Source organism: Lederbergia lenta NBRC 16444, assembly GCF_001591545.1.
Lineage (GTDB): Bacteria > Bacillota > Bacilli > Bacillales > Bacillaceae_C > Lederbergia > Lederbergia lenta.
Map to the genome: position 1 here is coordinate 190,858 of NZ_BCVC01000003.1, position 19,424 is coordinate 210,281.

General features: G+C 36.8%; 21 protein-coding genes. 7 read left to right on the forward strand and 14 right to left on the reverse strand.

The window, feature by feature from the left end; translation table 11 throughout:
- Position 1: 1 nt before the first annotated feature.
- Both BLE01S_RS13055 and BLE01S_RS13060 read right to left on the reverse strand, forming a co-directional pair.
- Positions 2-775 (reverse strand): MurR/RpiR family transcriptional regulator, encoded by a 774-nt coding sequence (locus BLE01S_RS13055; protein ID WP_066142788.1) that lies wholly within the window; start codon positions 773-775, stop codon positions 2-4.
- 373 nt (positions 776-1,148) lie between these two features.
- Positions 1,149-1,784, reverse strand: a complete 636-nt coding sequence (locus BLE01S_RS13060; RefSeq protein ID WP_231955884.1) for an HD domain-containing protein — start codon at positions 1,782-1,784, stop codon at positions 1,149-1,151.
- A gap of 49 nt (positions 1,785-1,833) precedes the next feature.
- Here BLE01S_RS13060 and BLE01S_RS13065 point away from each other — a divergent pair, with 49 nt between their 5' ends.
- From BLE01S_RS13065 to BLE01S_RS13075, 3 genes are all read left to right on the forward strand, one after another.
- Positions 1,834-2,319, forward strand: a complete 486-nt coding sequence (locus BLE01S_RS13065; protein ID WP_066142791.1) for a DinB family protein — start codon at positions 1,834-1,836, stop codon at positions 2,317-2,319.
- A 324-nt stretch (positions 2,320-2,643) separates the two neighbouring features.
- Entirely contained in the window at positions 2,644-2,994 is a 351-nt protein-coding gene (locus BLE01S_RS13070; RefSeq protein ID WP_066142794.1) for a DUF485 domain-containing protein, read from the forward strand.
- Positions 2,991-4,529, forward strand: coding sequence for a solute symporter family protein (locus BLE01S_RS13075; protein WP_066142798.1), 1,539 nt, complete (start codon positions 2,991-2,993; stop codon positions 4,527-4,529). Before BLE01S_RS13070 ends, BLE01S_RS13075 begins: the two co-directional genes overlap by 4 nt.
- Before the next feature lie 49 nt (positions 4,530-4,578).
- On the opposite strand, the gene BLE01S_RS13080 is transcribed toward BLE01S_RS13075, so the two are convergent.
- Positions 4,579-4,785, reverse strand: coding sequence for a hypothetical protein (locus BLE01S_RS13080; protein WP_066142800.1), 207 nt, complete (start codon positions 4,783-4,785; stop codon positions 4,579-4,581).
- Between the two features lie 159 nt (positions 4,786-4,944).
- Between BLE01S_RS13080 and BLE01S_RS13085 the strand changes: the two genes are divergently transcribed.
- Positions 4,945-5,616 (forward strand): SIMPL domain-containing protein, encoded by a 672-nt coding sequence (locus BLE01S_RS13085; RefSeq protein ID WP_231955883.1) that lies wholly within the window; start codon positions 4,945-4,947, stop codon positions 5,614-5,616.
- Positions 5,617-5,688: 72 nt separating this feature from the next.
- Here BLE01S_RS13085 and BLE01S_RS13090 read toward each other — a convergent pair whose 3' ends face one another.
- Together BLE01S_RS13090 and BLE01S_RS13095 are read right to left on the reverse strand one after the other, a co-directional pair.
- Positions 5,689-5,985 carry a hypothetical protein gene (locus BLE01S_RS13090; RefSeq protein ID WP_066142806.1) on the reverse strand — a complete coding sequence of 99 codons (297 nt, stop codon included), beginning with the start codon at positions 5,983-5,985 and terminating at the stop codon, positions 5,689-5,691.
- Positions 5,986-6,007: 22 nt separating this feature from the next.
- The gene (locus BLE01S_RS13095) at positions 6,008-6,811 is read right to left on the reverse strand and encodes an RDD family protein (RefSeq protein WP_066142809.1); all 804 of its coding nucleotides are present in this window, start codon (positions 6,809-6,811) and stop codon (positions 6,008-6,010) included.
- 459 nt (positions 6,812-7,270) lie between these two features.
- Between BLE01S_RS13095 and BLE01S_RS13100 the strand changes: the two genes are divergently transcribed.
- Complete coding sequence (locus BLE01S_RS13100; RefSeq protein ID WP_066142812.1) at positions 7,271-8,236, forward strand: stage II sporulation protein M; 966 nt, start codon at positions 7,271-7,273, stop codon at positions 8,234-8,236.
- On the opposite strand, the gene BLE01S_RS13105 is transcribed toward BLE01S_RS13100, so the two are convergent.
- The 5 genes from BLE01S_RS13105 to BLE01S_RS13125 are packed head-to-tail and all read right to left on the reverse strand — an operon-like array spanning position 8,229 to position 13,181.
- Positions 8,229-9,587, reverse strand: coding sequence for a DUF58 domain-containing protein (locus BLE01S_RS13105; protein ID WP_231955882.1), 1,359 nt, complete (start codon positions 9,585-9,587; stop codon positions 8,229-8,231). The genes BLE01S_RS13100 and BLE01S_RS13105 overlap by 8 nt on opposite strands.
- Positions 9,538-10,467, reverse strand: coding sequence for an AAA family ATPase (locus BLE01S_RS13110; RefSeq protein ID WP_066142818.1), 930 nt, complete (start codon positions 10,465-10,467; stop codon positions 9,538-9,540). Before BLE01S_RS13110 ends, BLE01S_RS13105 begins: the two co-directional genes overlap by 50 nt.
- Positions 10,464-11,591 carry a DUF4350 domain-containing protein gene (locus BLE01S_RS13115; RefSeq protein WP_231955881.1) on the reverse strand — a complete coding sequence of 376 codons (1,128 nt, stop codon included), beginning with the start codon at positions 11,589-11,591 and terminating at the stop codon, positions 10,464-10,466. Before BLE01S_RS13115 ends, BLE01S_RS13110 begins: the two co-directional genes overlap by 4 nt.
- A 30-nt stretch (positions 11,592-11,621) precedes the next feature.
- Positions 11,622-12,257: a DUF4129 domain-containing protein gene (locus tag BLE01S_RS13120; protein ID WP_066142821.1), complete on the reverse strand. Its 636-nt coding sequence runs from the start codon at positions 12,255-12,257 to the stop codon at positions 11,622-11,624.
- 24 nt (positions 12,258-12,281) lie between these two features.
- Positions 12,282-13,181: a DUF7847 domain-containing protein gene (locus BLE01S_RS13125; RefSeq protein ID WP_066142825.1), complete on the reverse strand. Its 900-nt coding sequence runs from the start codon at positions 13,179-13,181 to the stop codon at positions 12,282-12,284.
- 713 nt (positions 13,182-13,894) lie between these two features.
- Between BLE01S_RS13125 and ilvA the strand changes: the two genes are divergently transcribed.
- Positions 13,895-15,163 (forward strand): threonine ammonia-lyase IlvA, encoded by a 1,269-nt coding sequence (gene ilvA, locus BLE01S_RS13130; protein ID WP_066143412.1) that lies wholly within the window; start codon positions 13,895-13,897, stop codon positions 15,161-15,163.
- Positions 15,164-15,195: 32 nt separating this feature from the next.
- Here the strand turns inward: ilvA and BLE01S_RS13135 are convergent, their stop codons facing one another.
- Positions 15,196-15,744, reverse strand: a complete 549-nt coding sequence (locus tag BLE01S_RS13135; RefSeq protein ID WP_066142828.1) for a DUF488 domain-containing protein — start codon at positions 15,742-15,744, stop codon at positions 15,196-15,198.
- A gap of 126 nt (positions 15,745-15,870) precedes the next feature.
- Here BLE01S_RS13135 and BLE01S_RS13140 point away from each other — a divergent pair, with 126 nt between their 5' ends.
- Entirely contained in the window at positions 15,871-16,941 is a 1,071-nt protein-coding gene (locus BLE01S_RS13140; RefSeq protein WP_066142831.1) for a C45 family autoproteolytic acyltransferase/hydrolase, read from the forward strand.
- 36 nt (positions 16,942-16,977) lie between these two features.
- On the opposite strand, the gene BLE01S_RS13145 is transcribed toward BLE01S_RS13140, so the two are convergent.
- The 3 genes from BLE01S_RS13145 to BLE01S_RS13155 are packed head-to-tail and all read right to left on the reverse strand — an operon-like array spanning position 16,978 to position 19,321.
- Positions 16,978-17,379, reverse strand: coding sequence for a hypothetical protein (locus tag BLE01S_RS13145; protein WP_231955880.1), 402 nt, complete (start codon positions 17,377-17,379; stop codon positions 16,978-16,980).
- 15 nt (positions 17,380-17,394) lie between these two features.
- Complete coding sequence (gene menC, locus BLE01S_RS13150) at positions 17,395-18,501, reverse strand: o-succinylbenzoate synthase (protein ID WP_066142833.1); 1,107 nt, start codon at positions 18,499-18,501, stop codon at positions 17,395-17,397.
- Between the two features lie 13 nt (positions 18,502-18,514).
- Complete coding sequence (locus BLE01S_RS13155) at positions 18,515-19,321, reverse strand: GNAT family N-acetyltransferase (RefSeq protein WP_066142835.1); 807 nt, start codon at positions 19,319-19,321, stop codon at positions 18,515-18,517.
- Positions 19,322-19,424: the final 103 nt, after the last annotated feature.

Here is a 19,424-nt window from a genome sequence, read left to right on the forward strand (position 1 = left end):
TTTATTTATTTTTGAACTGCTGTAAATAAGTTAAAATAATGAAATCTAAAATAACACTTAGTGGAAAACGAGAGCTCATATCTAAATCTCCATAATAACAATTCGTCACATATGCCTGCAATGATAGATCGACTTCTTGTTGTAATCGATTATTCTGCTGACCTGTGATTGCAATAGTTTTCACGTTTCGTTTCTTTAATAATGCGGCGTACTCTAACATATAGATTGTTTCGCCACTATAGGAAACTAAAATCGCCAAATCATCTTTCGATAAACTATTTGCAACGCTTCGCAACTCATCCCAATCTTCTCGAGCACTTGTTACCTTCCCAGAAAACATTAGCTTCCTTGCTGCGTCAACACATGGAGGAAGTGAGTTGCCTACTCCAAAAAATTCAACATAATTACTTTCATGTATATACTTTGCTGCACTTATAATTTTTCCTTCAGCTATCGATTTCAACGTGCTTTCCATCTCAAGCTGCACCCTGTTAATATGATTAGATAAAACATCGGAATTGGAGGATTCCATATTTTGTTTTTCTTGAAAAACTTCTTTGCTTAAGGAATATTTCATATCTTGAAAGCCGCGAAAACCTAATTGCTGACATGTTCGGCTAATCGTAGCTGTTGAAACAAAAAGCTTTTTTGCTAACTCATCTACATTCAATCGTACAACCTTGTCAGGATGATGCAAAATATATTCGAGTACTTCCATCTCCAATTGACTCAATCGCTCACGTTGTTGAGATAAACGCTTAAGAAACACTTGCACTTCCATCACCTGCAATTTTAATTATACACTCTTCACTATCTAAGCTTTTTCACAAAACACTATTCATTGCATCTTTGATCATTTCATTAAAAGTATTATATCTTCGCTTGGCTTGTCCAATTTATATCAATATCTAGACAGTACCTATGCTCGAATCACCAAAAACAATTATGCCCTCGCCGACTCATTATCATGCCATAACATTAGAACAAGCATTATAAAGTACAAGACCATTGAAATCTAAACCATCTGTTTAATAAGCTTTCATACTCACTAATCCATAAACCTGATTTTATATTCTGCGAGATCCAACATTTAAGTATTAGCATCATTTGCTTCTCTTATCGACATTTTCTCATATCTTTCATTATTGTCACTTACCTCTATTTTCAGAGAAAAGATCGTCCATTTCTATGCTTAGTTTTCGAATGAATGGGACCTCTTTTTCAAAAGGTGTAATTGCTTTAACAATACTTGTATAATACCATGCTTGCTCTTGTTTGCCCCGATTAAAGCGACTCCATATTTCTTCTCCATACTTATCTAAATCAGCACGGATAGAGCGAAGATTATGTATTTTATCGGCAACAATAACTGCAATTTGTTCAGGAGTTTTCAATGCCAAACCATTAACAGTAGCTTGCTTTCTTTCCTCCCAAGACATTGAGCGATCCTGCTCCGTAGCCGCCATCACAAGATTCAAAACGCCCTCGCCAAATTCCTGGAGTAACTCCTCTTTTGTTGTGTCTGTGTCTTCCATTGTATCGTGAAGTAGTCCTGCGGCTATTATCTCCTCCCCATATCCCTCCTGCTGTAAAATCATTCCGACCGCGAACGGATGGGTAATATAAGGTATTTTTGTTGCTTTACGATATTGCCCTTCATGCTTAATAGCTGCAAATTGCGTTGCTTTTTCAATAAGGTTCATATGATCCTGCCTTTCTGATTTTCGGTATTTAGTAAGAATTATATCATTTACCTTCTTCTTAAGTGCCAATCGTTTTATCAACAGATGCATTTCCTATATAATATGACCAATCGAATGGAGGGATTAATAAATGGGTGAAAATAAGCAAATTAGAGAAGATGTATTAAAAAGCGTAAATGGATTATCAGATAAACAATTGAATAAACGAGTAGAAGATGGAAGTTGGACTATTATGCAGGTTTTAGATCATCTGTATTTGATGGAGCGTACAATCGTTCATGCCCTTACTGATCAGTTAGCAAATGGTGAAAATAAATCTGTCGACGAAAAGCCTATTCAATTAACAACCAATCGCTCGACAAAGGTAGATGCACCTTCATTCGTTAAACCTTCAGAGGATTTTATTACTTTGGAAGAAATGAAAAATAAGCTCTCCGAGTCAAGATCTGCATTAACTAATATCGTGAATTCTACAGATAGAGCGTTATTAGAACAAAGGTCTTATCCACACCCAATGTTTGGTGAATTAAGTTTAAAACAATGGATCCCATTTGTTGGACTCCACGAAAAAAGACATTTGGCACAAATTGAGGAATTGAAAGAGAATTTAGGATAGTTACGAATCATCTTTTATAACGCCTTCTTGATTGCACAAATCTCCTATACCATAATAGGGATTTGTGCTTTTTCTGTTCAATAGATAGATGGGGCATACGCATTAGAACGATAGCTTTTTAACGGAGATATAACTAGTTCAAAAGGTCGGTTATAACCATGTATAGAAAATCTATCTGCATGTTTCAATAGAAGAAATCATCCGATATGAGTAAAGTGACTAAAGGACCAATTATTAAAATTGAATTGACACTCATCTCTTTATTCATTAACTTTAAAATTGTATTCGTATAATTTTGAATTTAGCAAAAAGGGAGGATGAAGAATGGTAGATCCAAAAGTGGAAGGAAAACAAAAGAAACTAGTAGAGGACTTTGAAGTAATTGTAAGTAGTATGCCGTTTCGCAATTTGTTAGCCGCTAAGAAACGATTTTTAGTGCCATCGATTATTCTTTTTCTCACGTTATATTTAATATTTCCTATCTTGATTTCCTACACAAATATAATGGATAAGCCAGCTATTGGTGATATTTCTTGGGCTTGGGTTTACTCCGGTTTCTTATTTGTGATGACATGGGTGTTCGCTACTATTTATATGAGAAAAGCCGCGTCATTTGATAAAATGGCTGAGGATGTTTGGAAGAAAGCTGATGTAGAGGGGAGAAAAGCCCAATGAATAGCACTGTCATCATTTTGTTTTTAATTATTGTGGGTATGACTCTATTAATTACTTATTATGCAGCTAAAAAAACAAAGACAACAAATGAATTTTACACTGCTGGCGGAGGCTTAACAGGTTGGCAAAATGGTCTCGCAATTTCCGGTGATTATTTGTCTGCAGCTTCTTTCCTTGGAATAGCTGGTGCAATTTCTCTGTACGGATTTGATGGATTTTTATTTAGTATTGGCTACTTAGTCGCCTATTTAGTTGTTATGTTTATTGTTGCGGAACCGCTTCGTAATCTTGGAAAATATACGCTCGCTGATATGATTCACTCTCGTTTTGATGCTAAAAAAGTACGAGCAACAGCTGCTCTTAACACGATTACAATTGTTATCTTCTATATGATTGCCCAATTAGTTGGAGCAGGTGCATTAATCCAGCTCTTGTTTAACATTGATTATTGGATTGCAGTATTAATTGTCGGTGTAATGATGACCATCTATGTGATGTTTGGTGGCATGACAGCGACAAGTTGGGTACAAATTATCAAGGCTGTTCTACTCATGCTTGGAACGACTATCATCTCCTTTTTAGTTCTATCTCGTTTTCATTTTAATATTTTCGAAATGTTTAGCACGATGAAAACTGTCACTCCTTTAGGCGAAGCCTATTTAAACCCTGGCGTTAAATACACTGTTCCGTTAGATACGATTTCTCTTATGATTGCGCTTCTTTTTGGAACAGCTGGTCTCCCCCATATACTGATGAGGTTCTTTACTGTAAGAGATGCTAAAACAGCTCGTAGTTCAGTCATTTGGGCAACATGGATCGTCGGGATTTTCTACGTAATGACGATATTCCTTGGCTTTGGCGCTGCCGCTTTTGTTGGCTCCCAAGCAATTACAAGTAGCAATGCTGCTGGAAATATGGCTGCCCCGCTTCTCGCGCAAGTACTAGGTGGCGATATATTAATGTCATTCGTATCAGCTGTCGCATTTGCTACCATTTTAGCCGTTGTCGCAGGTCTAGTTTTATCTGGTGCATCCGCTTTTGCCCACGATGTTTATGGACAAATTATCAAAAAGGGGCAAGCGACAGAGAAACAACAAATGCGGGCAGCAAAATATGCCTCACTTGGCGTTTCTATACTCTCCATTTTACTTGCTCTTTTTGCTCAAAACTTAAATGTAGCTTTTCTTGTCTCTTTAGCATTTTGTGTGGCAGCAAGCGCAAATCTTCCTGTCATTGTATTTACAATTTATTGGAAGCGCTTTAATACAACAGGAGCGATGACAGGTATGTTATCAGGACTCTTGTCATCTATTATTCTAGTTGCGATTAGTCCGAATGTCTTTTCACCAGTGGAAGGAGCAGCCTTTTTTACTGGCGATCCTATTTTCCCTTTAACAAACCCTGCCTTGCTTTCTGTACCGATCGGCTTTATCGGAGCTGCCATTGGTACATTCGTCTCTAGTAAACAGGACGCTAAAAAGTTCGCTGAGGTAAAAGTAAAAGCAAATACTGGTTATCGTCATCCAAGCGCTTAAACGCAAAACCAACACCGTTCATTTTATGAACGGTGTTGGTTTTGTCCAATTAATAGCGTTTATTTCTTTTCCCAATTATACTTCTTATGCCAAGATAAGCGAATATAATAAAATTAATTGCTAAAGCGATATCTACATATCCCATATAGGCCATATTTTGATTTAGCCTAAAGAATAATTTGATTACGACTAATATACAAAATATTAATAACACGGCTTTATATCCAATTGATGCCTCATTTGCTTTTTGAAACAAAGGAACCCCCCCTTAAAGTTTTAAAAACATCTACTTGTGGATAGTTCGGTGCTTATTTGTATGATTAAGTGTTTTTTAAATAAAATTGTGGATAATTGTATTTTATCATTCCGTTTGCCGTACATATGATAATAGAACATAGAAAGCGGGGAGATCATTTTGCAATATCAATCAAATAATTATCGATTTCAGGAAGATTTGAACCGAAATAAGGCAAATATAATAAAAGTAGTGGGAGAAGGTAAAGTATCCGTGCAGCCGGATAGGGCCGAGCTAACATTAGGTGTTTCAACAGAGGATGCATCACTAATGCAAGCCCAAGAAAATAATGCAATGGCCATTATGAAAGTCAAACAAGCTTTGAATCAAATCGGGATAACCAATGAAAATATGAAAACGATAGATTATTCTATTTATCCACAATATGACTATGAAGAAGGAAAACAAGTTTTCAGAAACTATAAAGTAGAGCATTTGCTACAAATAACTGTGGATAGAATAGAAAACACAGGCTTAGTTGTGGATACTGCTGTTAGTAATGGTGTGAATAATGTTTTGGGAATTAAATTTAATACATCAAACTATGAACAATTCTATCAACAAGCACTATCCTTAGCAGTTATTCAAGCTGGGCAAAAGGCAGAAACGATCGCCAACACGTTAAGAGTTACCTTACAGCCAATCCCTATTTCAGTAACAGAAAATGTACAGCAACACGGAGGTCCGACACCATTTAAGGCTACTGCTTTTGTACATAGCGAAGCTGTTACTCCTATTCTTCCAAGCACTTTAGATATCCAGAGCATGGTTACAGCCAAATTTATCTATTAACTCGAAAGGCGGAAGACGCTCAGTCACTTCTCGACATTCAGAAAATCTCAGAAGTGACTGGCATCCCTATCATTATTCAATACCATAAAATTCAAGTGATAGATTTTCTAGCCCTTCAATAATAATATCCGCCACACTTTCAAAATGATCTAAGTCGCTAAGATCACGAGTTTCTGTGCCTGTATCCTCAATTGTTAAATCTATATCTATTAAATTCAACTTCTTAAAAACATATCTCTGTTGAACCTTTTCAAAACTCATTGATACCAACCGGTAATTTATTTTCCCAAGCATTTTCTTCATTTCCATCTCAAGAGAATAACCAGTAAATTTTTCATCTTGAAAGATAGTTAATTTTAAATTTTCCATATGTACCTGCCCCCTGTCCTTACTACAACTCGTATTCCCACTCTTCTTTAAGGATCAAATAAAGAATAAGAAGCGTGTTCTCTAGATCATGATTAATTCTTCCTTCCACTTCTAATCCTAGTTTTGGTAATAAAATGCCTGCCACTTGTTCGGTAAGCTCATATCTCTCACTTAATGGCAACTGAACCAAACGATTGCTATACGTTTTGATTAAATTCCAATCTTTCTGTTCTATTGATTTTAATGCCCATTCTTCCATTTTAAGATCATCTTTCGTAAGACCCTTTTTTTCAATTTCCTTTTCAATTGGAGAAAGTTTCTTTCTACGTTTCGCTTTCCTTTCGTGAACAACAATCGTTCCCGCAACGAGATCTCCAATTCTTTTATGTTTAGAATGGAAGAAAATCATAATGATCCCTAGAAAATAACTTGTTGGTAAGGAATCCACGATGCGGAGAAGATTTCTAATAAAACTAGAAAGAAGCGTCAAACTATGACCGTTATCCTGAATTACGCGAATGCCAATCCACCGCTTGCCAATTGTCCTTCCACCTGAAAAAAATTCAAAGGCAACAAAATACCCCCAATTAATAACAAATAGAACGACAATGGTAATTCCCAAGATAAGTGAATTTATATCTCCAACAGCAAATATATCTGGCTCCCCAAGAATCAGGACAAATAGAACAACAAAAATTAAAATATTCGCTGTCATTAAAATAAGCTGATCAATGATAAATGCGGCGGTTCTACTCCCTAAACCTGCGAGCTGAAATTGAAGAGATACGAATTCAGGTGTTTTAATTCCAACTTGCTCTTGATTCATCACAATTCCTCCATTTCTAGGTTGTTTTTCCAAAATTGTTTCTATTCATCTAGAAAGTATCTATAATATAGAGTATCTATCCATTTTAAATAGCTGTTATGGTGGAATTCTTGAGCCATTTATACATATCTATGACTGAATCTAGTTTTACTGGCGGTTATGCTTTTTTACAAGCCGTCACATGACATTTTCTGGCCGTTATACCTTTTTACAAGCCGTCGCATGACATTTTCTGGCCGTTATACCTTTTTACAAGCCATCACATGACATTTTCTGGCCGTTATACCTTTTTACAAGCCGTCGCAAGAAAATTACTGGCCGGCGTAATTTTTCACAAGCCGTCACCATGCAATTACTGGCCATCATACCTTTTTACTAGCCATAACAAGCAAATTACTGCCCGTCATACTTTTTCACGAGCATTCTCGTAACAATACTATTAAACAAGAAGGTGTCAAAATGAACATAAAGAAATTTGTACAGCAACATCGTGCTGATTGGCAACAGCTTGAGCAGTTGGTAACAGCATTACATAAGAAAAGAGTCGCCATTACTGGTGCCAAGATTGATCATTTTTATCATCTTTATCAAAAAGCAGCTCAGAATCTTTCATACTCACAAACTTATTTTCCAAACGAAGAGGTAACACTTTACTTAAATGGACTTGTAGCGAAATCACACAATCTTTTATATAAAGATCAAGTATCAAGTATGAAACAAATTGGCCATTTTTTGAGTACTACTTTTATACGGTTGTTTCTGGAACAGTGGAAGACTATCGTTATAGCAATGATTTTATTTACAATCGGCGCATTAGGAAGCTTTTTCTCCGTTATGAATGACCCTCTCCATATGTATGCAATCTTACCTGCGGAAATGGCCCAAGGTGTTAATCCCGATCAACTGGGAAGCGGGGATGGCCAAGTATATTCCTCCATTATGTCTGCGAGTATCATGACTAATAATATTCAAGTGGCCATATTGGCATTTGCAGGTGGTGTCACATTTGGATTATTGACCGTTTATGTACTTATTTATAATGGCATTTTGGTTGGAGCGCTTGCTGCATTATTTTGGCATCACGGAAAGACATATGAGTTTTGGGCATATATCGTTCCTCATGGAATGATTGAGCTTACAGCCATTTTTATTGCTGGTGGTGCAGGCTTATTAATGGGCTATAAGCTCTTTGTTCCAGGGGCACTTTCACGGGGATACCAATTGAAAACACAAGCGAAGCGCTCCGTCCAATTATTACTCGGTACCATTCCTTTATTTGTTATCGCTGGATTAATCGAAGGTTTCATCACTCCAGCAGCTATTTCTTTGGAAGCCAAATATACGGTAGCTTTCTTGACGGTAATCGGCTTAATCTTATATATATTAATCGGTAAGTCGTTATTATCGAAAAAACAAGCTATATAAGATTTCGATTCATAATATCAATATAGTGGGAAACAGCTATTGTAGCGAGATTTTCTTCACGGGCCTCAATCATTTGGAGGCCTTGCCTTTCCCATTTTGCTTTCTCCCTTTTCTTGAATAGTATTTGTTGCTGTGCGATACTCTTCACCATCGCACTCCGCACATCTACTGGCTCTTCATTTACCCTTTCTAAAAGCATCCTATCCTCTATTCCAATCATTAAAAATAAATGTCTTCGTCTGAGTTTTTGCAAATATGTTAGGGCGCTTCCTTCATGAAGAAAAGTGCGAACATCGCTGAATAACAATAAAAGACTGCGTTTCTTTTGCATTGTTTCTAAATAGGACAGAACAGCACCATAATTAGATTCAGCAGAATCTACTTTAAGATTATAAAGAGATTGGAGTACTGTTTGTAAATGCGCCATCCCTTTTGCTGGTGGGACAAAAACCTTTACTTCCTTTGAAAAAGCGAGTACAGACACGTAATCTCCTTTTTGGAGAGCTGCTGCCGTAACAGTTAGCGCGGCCTCTAGTACTTTTTCAAGCCGATTGCCTTTCGTGAGTTCTGCTCCCATCATTCTCCCACAATCAATTAATATCGTTATATATTTTCCGTGCTCTGGTTCATATTCATTGGTCATAACTGCTTGGAGCTTCGCTGTTTGTCGCCAGTTGATCATTCGGGGATCGTCCCCGACAACATAGTTTCTGATCTGGGCAAAGTCCCCTACCCCTCTTTGTTGCCTTCGAATCTTCAAACCTTCATATAGTAAAAATTTCTGTGCATCTTGCAAGTATTGCTTCGTCTCTGTTAAATCTGGTATTACCTTAACGGAGTCTGCTAATTCAATCGTGCTTTGCTTTTGCCACAAACCTAATTGGCTTGTATAACGAAAATAGAGCTGCTGGATATCATATTTCCCTCTCACGGTTGCCTTCGTTTCATAAGTAACCAAGTTTGTTGATTCCTTCACTTTCCCTTTGAGCGGAAAAGGGCTCTCAAAGGATTGGGGAATACCATCTACCATGGAAAAGGTAAAAGGATGTAGGGACGCATTTTTTATTTGTACCTGTATTGGATATAAAAGATCCCTCTCCATCTCTTGTATGATTGTCCGTTGAAATGACAATTGTTTTTTTCCTGGTGAAAAAAACAAATCTAACATACTTGCTAAAACAACAACGATATTCATCGCGAGGATGAATGTCCAGGAAATATTAAATAAACTTCCAATCAACAGAAATACGATGGACAAAATGATAAAAATAACGAGTAATCTTTTTGTCGGCAATACTCCTCTACCTTGGAACAGGAATCGACCCCACAAGTTCTTCGATGATTTGGTCAACGGCCGCTCCCTCCAATTCTACATGTGGGGATAATTGTATCCGATGTCTTAGTGAAGGTTTCGCTACAATCTTTATATCATCCGGAGTCACATAATCCCGACCAGCTAAATAGGCCCATGCTTGACCTGCTTTTCCAATAGAAATCCCCGCTCGTGTACTCGCTCCAAAACGAATTGATTCTGTCTCTCGTGTTTTTCGAACAATTTGCATGATGTAATCTAATACACCTTCGCCTACCGTAACTTGCTCTATTTCTTTTCTAATCGTTATAAAAGTATCCATATCTAGCATGGAAGCAACAAGACTGGCATCATAGCTATTTTCAATCACTTGTTGTAACACATTTTTCTCTTCCTCAAATGATGGAAATTCAATATGAAGCTTAAATAGAAAGCGATCTTGTTGCGCTTCTGGTAATGGGTATGTACCTTCAAATTCAATTGGATTTTGTGTTGCTACAACAAAAAACACATCAGGTAACGGATAAGTTTTTCCTTGAATTGTTACTTGCTTCTCTTCCATCGCCTCTAATAGTGCTGCTTGCGTTTTAGCTGGAGTTCTGTTAATTTCATCTGCTAACAGAATATTTGTGAACACAGGTCCTTTCAATGTTTCAAAAGTGCTCTCTTTCATGTTATAAATCATACTTCCTGTAATATCACTTGGAAGTAGATCAGGAGTAAACTGGATTCGATGAAAACTTCCACCAAGTAAACTAGCTAGCGTTCTCACCATCTGCGTTTTTCCCGTACCAGGAACTCCTTCCAATAGTACATGTCCACCTGCTAAAATCGCAGATAATAATAGTCGGAGATTCGTACTTTGACCTAAAATTCGCTCCTCATATTTTTCTAATAAAGTTAAAATTTGTGTTCTCATTCTTCTTCCACCTCTTTCCTCATTCGCTCTATCCTTTTCGACCATAGTAAATATTCTTGTTTACTCATTGTCTCTTTTTCTAATACATTCGTTAAGCCATTAAGAAGAGATTGAATTTCCGCTTTGGGCATATGTGGCCACTTTTGTTCTAATTGCTCAAAAAGGTCATTCCACTCTTTCCGATAAGGAATTCTCCAACGCTCTTGCAGTAATAATTTAACGTAATCAGCTTGGATCACTAACGAATCATGATAACGTCGGCCTCTAATATACCAAGCTGCTAATGCACTGACTCCTTCATCACTATATCGAACCGTTTCTTCTCTCGGAATGAAAATAGGTCCAAATCTTTTACCTCTGTACCATAGCCAAAGGATAGTAACTATTACTCCTTGCAACATCAATAATAAGAACCAGCGTGGATATAAAGTCAAAACATGCTCTGCATTCTTCCCACCATGTATGTATTCATCAAATAAAAATATATTTGCATCTGCTTCGTTTATAAGTGATAAAATCAGTGGTAAATGATCTTCCTTTAATATTTTTCCATTTGTGAGCCACACTGGGGAATTAGATACAATCAATTGTCCATCACCAACTGAACGTTTGAACGCCATTGTTCCGGCTTCATCAGATAATAAGACTTCATCTTGATCCGTTGGTTGCAGGCGTACCGGCGTAGTTTCCTCCACCCTATGCCCTGTTCCTTTATGATCTTTTACAATAGTAAGATCCGCTTCCTTTAACTCTACAGATAAATCAAACATCCCTTTTGGATTTTCATGAAATAAAAGAATCGTATTCCCCGCTTGCATGAAAGCCTCATATGCTTCGATTTCACCACTATCCGGGATAAAATAAGGTTCGATCATAACCAACACTTGTTTCCCTGTATTACTTGGTAGTTTTTCAGGTGAAACAGACCATCTTTTAACTGCATCATTATTGTTCTTTAAGTATGTATAAAATGCCTTCACACCTGTTGGAGAAGGAGAATCTGAAGCATATATTGGATATTCCTTTGGCTGTTTTTCAATGATAAAATAACTTGAAAACATAAACACAATAAGAAGAAGTGATAGCCAAATCCACATTCTTTTATTCGATATTTGTTTCTGCAACGTGTCGACGTACCTCCTTTCTTCCTATCTTTATACTACTTCATCCGATTCTCCCAGCCATTTCATAACTTCCGTTCGGAACTGAATGTACTCCTCTATCTCTACTTCTCGTTCTCCATATGTCGCTTCATCGAAAAAAGAGGCTAGATGATAAAATTGGTCTGCCCATTGCCGATTTACCTTTTTCAATTCTTCATAGTACTCCCAATTGGTTTTCCATATTCTCGCCTCTAACCATTCCTTATCGTGAAAATAAAGAAGTAACGCTAAAAAGAGATGACGAGTTGCGAGGGTATGTTTTTCCGAATGCTCTTGTTTCTTCGCTTCTGATAAATGCATGTGATAGGACCAATCCAACTCCTTTGTAGAATGGAGCGGGGTTTTCTCACGAAACAAACGCTTACGGTTCCTGTTACGTACAATAAAGAATATAGTGACTGCTAATAGAATAACTACCACAGCAATAATAATGGCAATAAGCCACTCTGCCGCTGTATTAGTCGCCTCAAGGGAAGGGAACAACCGCTCTAGTTGTTCCGCTATCCACTTCTTCGCTTTTTCCCACCAAGTTGCAAATATATTATTAGATTGATCATGATATATCGTATATTCTCTTTTACTTAAAATTTTTTCCAGTTCATCTCTTGCTTCGTCTACATTTACCATAGATTATCACCTTTGATAGGTTCATTATTTAACGTTATAATCTTCTATCATATCCTTTAAATCATCTGCATCATGTCTTATTTTTAAATCAAGATACATTACAGCATAACCAACAGATAATATTAATGTAGTAAATATCGTTGCTACACTTGTAATAAGCGACAATAGTACACTATTTCCTAAAAACAAACCAAATGTTAGTTCAATAGCAACGCTAATACTAGTAATGATTAAGAAAAACACAATATAAAGGCCGATGAGTGCCCAAGTGCGTTTCCGAGTAAGTCTCCAACTTCTTGTATATCCTGGTGAACCTTCGCCCAATACAACTGAACCAAAATAAAAACTCCACCGAGTTAATAAATAGCCGATCCCAACAGCAAACCCTAAAAATAGAATAATCGCTAATATAATACCTAATGCTGGGAGTGCGACCGCACCTAGAACACTTACTAGCGTAATAATAAGAATAGGAAAAAATACAAGACCAAATACAAAGAGGCTAAATAGCATTGTGCTACCAAGCATTGGCCAATATCTTGAAAATGCTTGTTTAATCACCGAGCCAATCGTATATTCTTCATTTTTTCTAATATGATTGACAGCAAGTAAAATCGCTGCTGAAGCAACTGGAAAAAGGAAATAACTCATAAATCCAACGAAGCCCGTACCTAAATTCGCTCCCATATTTACTTCGGTTTCACCAAAACTAGAAGCAACCTGCTCATACCATGGTCCACTACCCCCTACTTCCCTAAAAAAGCCCACGCCAAAAATCAGCTGAATCAACGCTTGTAGTAAATAAATGGGACCCATAAAAATAAGTAAAATCATGAAAAAATCTCGGAACTTATTTTTACTCAAACTAAAAGTAAGATCAAGTATCTGTCCGAATCCCTTCGGACTATTAAATTTTTCATCCATTCCTTCTACCCCCTAAAAAATACTCATATCGACCATTTTAACACTATTCTGACTGGTATAAAGTCTCATTTTCTTTAAAATGCAAGATCTTATACGAATAAAAAAAGAACTTATTCAGAGTGGGTTGTTAATATTGTGGATAAAACTGTGAATATTGTGAATAACCAGTGGATAGATTTACTACTTTATTACAAAAAAAGAGTAAAATAGACACCTATTATAGATATAGCTGTTAGCAATTAAACGATTAGCCTATTCTGTGGATTAAATATCTACACTTATCCACAAATATCTATGGCATCATGTAAATATATAAAGTTATTGTTGATATCTCATGAGGCATTCACTAATTGTATGGGATTTGTGGATAAGGTTTTCTTGGGAAATGATCATAGTGCATATAATTATCCTCCTCCCTTTTCATATGTAGATAAGTTCCCCTTTATTATTTAAAAAGACAAATATTATTTAAATTATTACCATTAGCAAGATTTAGTGTTGTATAACACAGTATAAAAAGAGATCTTTGTGGATAACATTCACTCAATTAATGTAAAACGCGCTTTCTAGCTTTAGTCTCATTAATACTTATGAGTATGATCATAAATAACAACTCTCACATTCAATATTTAGAATATTCCTTTGATTTTTCTTTTCGTTTCATGTTATAATTTAGAAATGTTCAAAGAAAGCGGAGGAAGTGAATGGACGCCATGAATCAAACGAAGGAGAAAACAACGACTGTGCATGTAGAAGATATTCTGATTGCGTATCAGCGCTTAAAAGATCTGGTGGCACATACGCCTTTGCAAAAAAACGAGCGATTATCTGAAAAATATGATTGTCATGTGTATGTGAAAAGAGAAGACTTACAACATGTCCGATCATTTAAATTACGCGGTGCTTTTTATAAGATAAAAACAATTGAAATAGAAGCACGGGAAAAAGGCATTATATGTGCTAGCGCCGGAAACCATGCTCAAGGTGTTGCATTTGCTTGTGCAAACTTAGGAATTAACGGAAAAATTTTCATGCCACAAACAACGCCTAGACAAAAAATTGACCAAGTTAAAATGTTTGGTAAAGATCAAATAGAAATTGTCTTAATTGGAGACACTTTTGACGATGCATCCATGAGTGCGGCGGCTTGTGCAGAAGAAGAAGGTCGCATCTTTATTCATCCATTTGATGATCAAGACGTGATTGCTGGCCAAGGAACTGTAGCTGTTGAAATTATGAATGATACAGAGGAACCACTTGATTTTGTATTTGGTAGTATTGGCGGCGGCGGTCTCATGTCTGGGGTAAGTACTTATATTAAAAATGTCTCTCCACATACACGCATGATTGGTGTTGAACCGGCTGGAGCTGGCAGTATGAAGGCTGCATTTGAAAATAATGGTGTATTGGCTTTAGACAAGGTCGATAAATTTGTTGATGGAGCTGCTGTGAAGTGTGTAGGCCAAAACAATTACGATATTTGCCGTAAATATCTGGATGATATTGTACTCGTTCCTGAAGGTAAAGTATGTACAACGATCTTAGATTTATATAACCAGCACGCGATCATTGCAGAACCTGCTGGAGCTCTCCCAATCGCAGCCCTCGACTTTTACAAAGATGAAATTAAAGGAAAATCTGTCGTTTGCGTAATCAGTGGTGGAAATAATGATATTGGCAGAATGCAAGAAATCAAAGAGAAATCGATGATTTATGAAGGACTGCTTTATTATTTTATCGTGAATTTCCCACAACGCGCTGGGGCTTTGCGTGAGTTTTTAGATGACGTGCTTGGACCTGATGATGATATCACTACTTTTGAATATACGAAGAAGAACAACAAAGAGAGTGGCCCTGGTCTCGTCGGAATTGAATTAAAAAGAAAAGAAGATTATCACGGCTTGATAGAGCGGATGAATCAAAAAGGTTTTTCTTGTACGGAAATAGATAAAGATAGTAGATTATTCCATCTGCTTATATAAAAAATTGAGGTCAAGTTCAATGGAACTTGACCTCAATTTGTCTCTGGATAGATAACCTTATCTTTCTGAACGAGTGGTGTTGCACCCCATTGTCCTAGTTCATGTTTCACTACATCAATTTTACCTTTCGGACCGTCGATAATATGATGAACATCCCAACCATTCGCTGTTAGCCAATTACTAATTAATAGACGATGACATCTTGCTGGATGACGTTCAGCACAACAATAAGCAACTGGCTTTTCCACGGCCTCTTCGATCAATTTTTCTATACCTTCTGCAAAGGAGTCTGATAATGTATAGTCAGCATAATTGTGAAAGGATCTATTTCTCCAACCTCCATTTAAAGCGGGATCCACTTCTTGTGACTTTGGTCTTCTTCCTCCAAGTTTTTTAAAATGTTGATAATCAATATTTTCTACTTGTAACCAATTTGGCAGATGATCTTGAGAAAATTGCGGAAATTTTCTACTGCCTGGAAATGCTCTTACATCTGCTAATAATTGTATATCAAAGGATTTAAGCATGGAAGTGAACGCCTCTTTAGAATGAGTAGAATGACCGATTGTAAATATCTCCATTTGTCGCCCACCTTCCTATATTAGATTTATTCCTGTAATAATACGGAAATAAACCCAAATGTGTTAGATATTAAGATGTATGTGGAAGAATACATATAAGTACATATGAAGAAAGTAGGTTGTTATATGAAAAAGGTTCACAGTGATGTGATTCAATTCCGTGGTTCCCATTATGATTTTGGATATATGCAAGGTGAAATGGTTAAAGATTCTTTGACAGTAAAGAACCGTGAAAAACAATGGAAAGTGCGCAAACCTCGATTTAGTGTAGAGGCGGAGGAAGTCAAACAAGCTATTTTTCCATTTGCTCCTGGTATATGGGATGAATTACTAGGATTGCAAGCGGCATTGGAATGGCCGATGGAACGTGTATTAATGGAATTCGGTGGTTATCGTTTAGATTATGTCCATTCAGGTTGTTCGATTATGACAGGTGATCATTATTTAATCCGGAATTATGATTATCACCCTAAAACATATGAAGGCCGCTATGTCCTTTATCAGCCAACGGATCAAGGTTATGCAACGATTGGTCCAAGTCAAAGGGTGACTGGACGCATGGATGGAATGAACGAAAAAGGGCTCGCAATTGGTTATAACTTTATGCATCGAAAAAAACCTGGTGATGGATTCATCTGTTGTATGATTGGTAGAATGATTATCGAATCATGTGCTAATGTGACAGAAGCGGTTGCAATGTTGCAGGAAATCCCACATCGACATTCCTTTAGCTATGTTGTCTATGATCAGAGTGGTGAGACCTATATTGTGGAAACATCTCCACGCGATGTGAAAGTACGTCAATCTAATTTCTGCACTAATCACTTTGAAATAATGAAGCATGAAAATCGCAACCATCTTGTAGATTCAGAACGTAGATTAACAGCAATGAAAGGCCAACAGGAACATATTGCAAAAGCATACGATGCTTTTCGTTTAATGAACGATGTAGATAAAGGGGTATTTTCAAAATTATATGGGAGTTGGGCTGGAACAATACATACATCGGCTTATCTCCCAAGAGACATGAAAGCATGGATTGCTTTAGGGGGAAATCAAGAACCTACCTCCTTTCATTTCGCAAATTGGTTAGATGGACAAGATATTAATCTTGATCGAATAATAGGTGACGTCGACACAGATATTCCATTCGTTCATATGAATGAAGGGGCTCACTGGTCGCAAAATCGGAAATAAACACGAATAAAAACATCGACTGACATGTCGATGTTTTTATTGTTCTCCTATATATTCAACTTTTACACCACTTACTCGTTTGTCCATCTCATACGCATTAACACGATTGTTATAATATACCTTTAATGACTTATCATTTTGCCACTCAATGCTAAATTCCTCATCCGAAACAAATGTATTACCTGACTTATTTTTTAGTTGTTTATTTTGGTTAAGTATGGATAAAAGATACGAATAACCTGTCATTGCCCCGCAATCTCTTCTGAAAATATAAGCTGTTTTTCTCTCATTTTTTGAGTTACTTTGTTCAATAATCTTGTTCCCACACATTCCACCAAGCAGCAAATCTAATCCGAACTTCCCACTTGTTAATATTGCCCCTAATACGAAAAGAGTGATGATGATAAGAAGCAGTCTGTTTTTCCATCTACGTTTCACTAATTTCTCCACAACCTAGGAAAAGCTTTTTTCATTGACTGTAAATTGTCTTATTAAGTCCAAATTCGGTTCGTATCCTATTCCAGGCTCGTTAGGTACCTCAATATAGCCATCTTTCACAATAACCTCTGGATCAATAATATCCTTTTCCCAATAACGGGAAGAGCCAGCAGTATCACCTGGTAAAATAAAATTTCCCAATGTGGTTAATGCAATATTATGAGCTCTTCCAACTCCCGCTTCGAGCATACCACCACACCATACAGCGATATCATGCTCTTGGCAGAGATCATGGATTCGCTTAGATTCCGTTAGTCCCCCAACACGGCCGATTTTAATATTAATAACTTTACAGCTTCCTAATTCAATTGCCTTCCGTGTATCCTCGTAGGAGTGAATACTTTCATCTAAACAAATAGGTGTCTTTATTTCTTTTTGCAGTTTGGCATGATCAATGATATCGTCCGCTGCTAATGGTTGCTCAATCATCATCAGATCAAATTCGTCCAATTTCTTTAATAAATCGATATCATTAAGTGTGTACGCGGAATTGGCATCAGCCATTAACGGAACGTCGGGAAACGCTTGTCTAATTTGGCGAATCACATCAATATCCCAACCTGGCTTTATTTTCACTTTCATGCGTTTATAGCCTTCATTCACATGTTGATCAATAATATCTAGGAGATCCTCTACTGAATCTTGAATGCCAATGCTAATACCCACTTCAATTTTTGACTTTTCTCCGCCTATTGCTGTTGCCACAGAAATTCCCTTATTGCGTGCATATAAATCCCAAATAGCCGTTTCAATAGCTGCTTTCGCCATATAATTTCTCCGGAAGTCTGAAAGGATTACGGAAACTTCATCAGGATGCTCTATGTTTTTATGTAGCAATGCTGGTATCAAAAAATCCTCCAACATATGCCAATTTGTTTGAATTGTTTCCTCGTTATACCATGGTGCATGGAAAGCACCAGATTCTCCCCAGCCACTATTTCCCTGCTCATCTTTTACTTCTATTAATAGGAACTCTTTATCTTTAATCGTTCCAAAGCTTGTCGTGAAATCAAATTTCATCTTCATTTTTAATTGGCGTACAATCACTTCTTTAATGATCATTTATCTCACCTTTTCATATATTTAATGATGTTCTTTTCACTAACACATAATAGTGAATAGGTTCGTTATTACTTCTTTCCAAGGAAATAGCTATATACCCTTTGTTAAATAAAGTTTGAAATATTTCCCTAGTTTTTATTCTCCATTTAAGACCAAGATTTGGGTCTATCCTTTTTAACACTTGAAAGTTAGCCGGAACTGGCACGAGAATACGTTCATCATTTGGGATACTGTCGAAATCGCTTAATTGCGGCAAGTCATTCTTTGTCATTTCCCAGGGAATAATTGTACTTGGTGTTTCCTTTTCATATTGTGTTTGCAAATATTCGCTATTGATCCACCACTCTACCTTAAAACGATCTGTCGGGAGACCGTTATTTAAACCATCATTTACTTCCCCATAACAGTTTTCTATATATGTATTACAAACCGCCCGTAGTTTCGACAAGTTCAAGTAAGCATTTCTTGTCTCTAAAGGATCAAAGGTCCATGTAATAAGCTCATATCCCATTTCACTAGCTTTTTCTCTTTGAACATCTTTTAACATGGAGCCAATTCCTTTTCCCCGATGTTCTGGATGAATCCCCATATTATGTGAACATAAATAGATTTCTCCATTTAAAAATCCCGGGAAACTATAATTAAAACCAACAAGTTCTCCTTCAATAAAAGCCCCCAGCATGAGGCCCCCATTTTTTATGGCAGTAATCGTTTGATGTGTAGGTATCGAATCTCCTTTCCAAACCATATCCTCAAGAATATGTACTTGTTTCATTTCTTTCGTATCATAAAGTTCACGTACTTCTACAGCTACACTCATTTTGCTCACCTCTAAGTACATTTTAACAGAAAATTATTATTATATATGGAAGTTAACCTTTAAACTTCCCATCTCTCGATTGCATGAATAGAACAACTTTAAA

Bases quoted from the DNA above. Each gene is read 5' to 3' on its own strand.
- BLE01S_RS13070 (WP_066142794.1), top strand. From the start codon at position 2,644: ATGGTAGATCCAAAAGTGGAAGGAAAACAAAAGAAACTAGTAGAGGAC.
- ilvA (WP_066143412.1), top strand. From the start codon at position 13,895: ATGAATCAAACGAAGGAGAAAACAACGACTGTGCATGTAGAAGATATT.
- BLE01S_RS13155 (WP_066142835.1), bottom strand. From the start codon at position 19,321: ATGAGTGTAGCTGTAGAAGTACGTGAACTTTATGATACGAAAGAAATG.
- BLE01S_RS13140 (WP_066142831.1), top strand. From the start codon at position 15,871: ATGAAAAAGGTTCACAGTGATGTGATTCAATTCCGTGGTTCCCATTAT.
- BLE01S_RS13125 (WP_066142825.1), bottom strand. From the start codon at position 13,181: ATGGATGAAAAATTTAATAGTCCGAAGGGATTCGGACAGATACTTGAT.
- BLE01S_RS13095 (WP_066142809.1), bottom strand. From the start codon at position 6,811: ATGAATCAAGAGCAAGTTGGAATTAAAACACCTGAATTCGTATCTCTT.
- BLE01S_RS13075 (WP_066142798.1), top strand. From the start codon at position 2,991: ATGAATAGCACTGTCATCATTTTGTTTTTAATTATTGTGGGTATGACT.
- BLE01S_RS13110 (WP_066142818.1), bottom strand. From the start codon at position 10,467: ATGAGAACACAAATTTTAACTTTATTAGAAAAATATGAGGAGCGAATT.
- menC (WP_066142833.1), bottom strand. From the start codon at position 18,501: ATGATCATTAAAGAAGTGATTGTACGCCAATTAAAAATGAAGATGAAA.
- BLE01S_RS13120 (WP_066142821.1), bottom strand. From the start codon at position 12,257: ATGGTAAATGTAGACGAAGCAAGAGATGAACTGGAAAAAATTTTAAGT.
- BLE01S_RS13065 (WP_066142791.1), top strand. From the start codon at position 1,834: ATGGGTGAAAATAAGCAAATTAGAGAAGATGTATTAAAAAGCGTAAAT.
- BLE01S_RS13090 (WP_066142806.1), bottom strand. From the start codon at position 5,985: ATGGAAAATTTAAAATTAACTATCTTTCAAGATGAAAAATTTACTGGT.
- BLE01S_RS13100 (WP_066142812.1), top strand. From the start codon at position 7,271: ATGAACATAAAGAAATTTGTACAGCAACATCGTGCTGATTGGCAACAG.
- BLE01S_RS13135 (WP_066142828.1), bottom strand. From the start codon at position 15,744: ATGGAGATATTTACAATCGGTCATTCTACTCATTCTAAAGAGGCGTTC.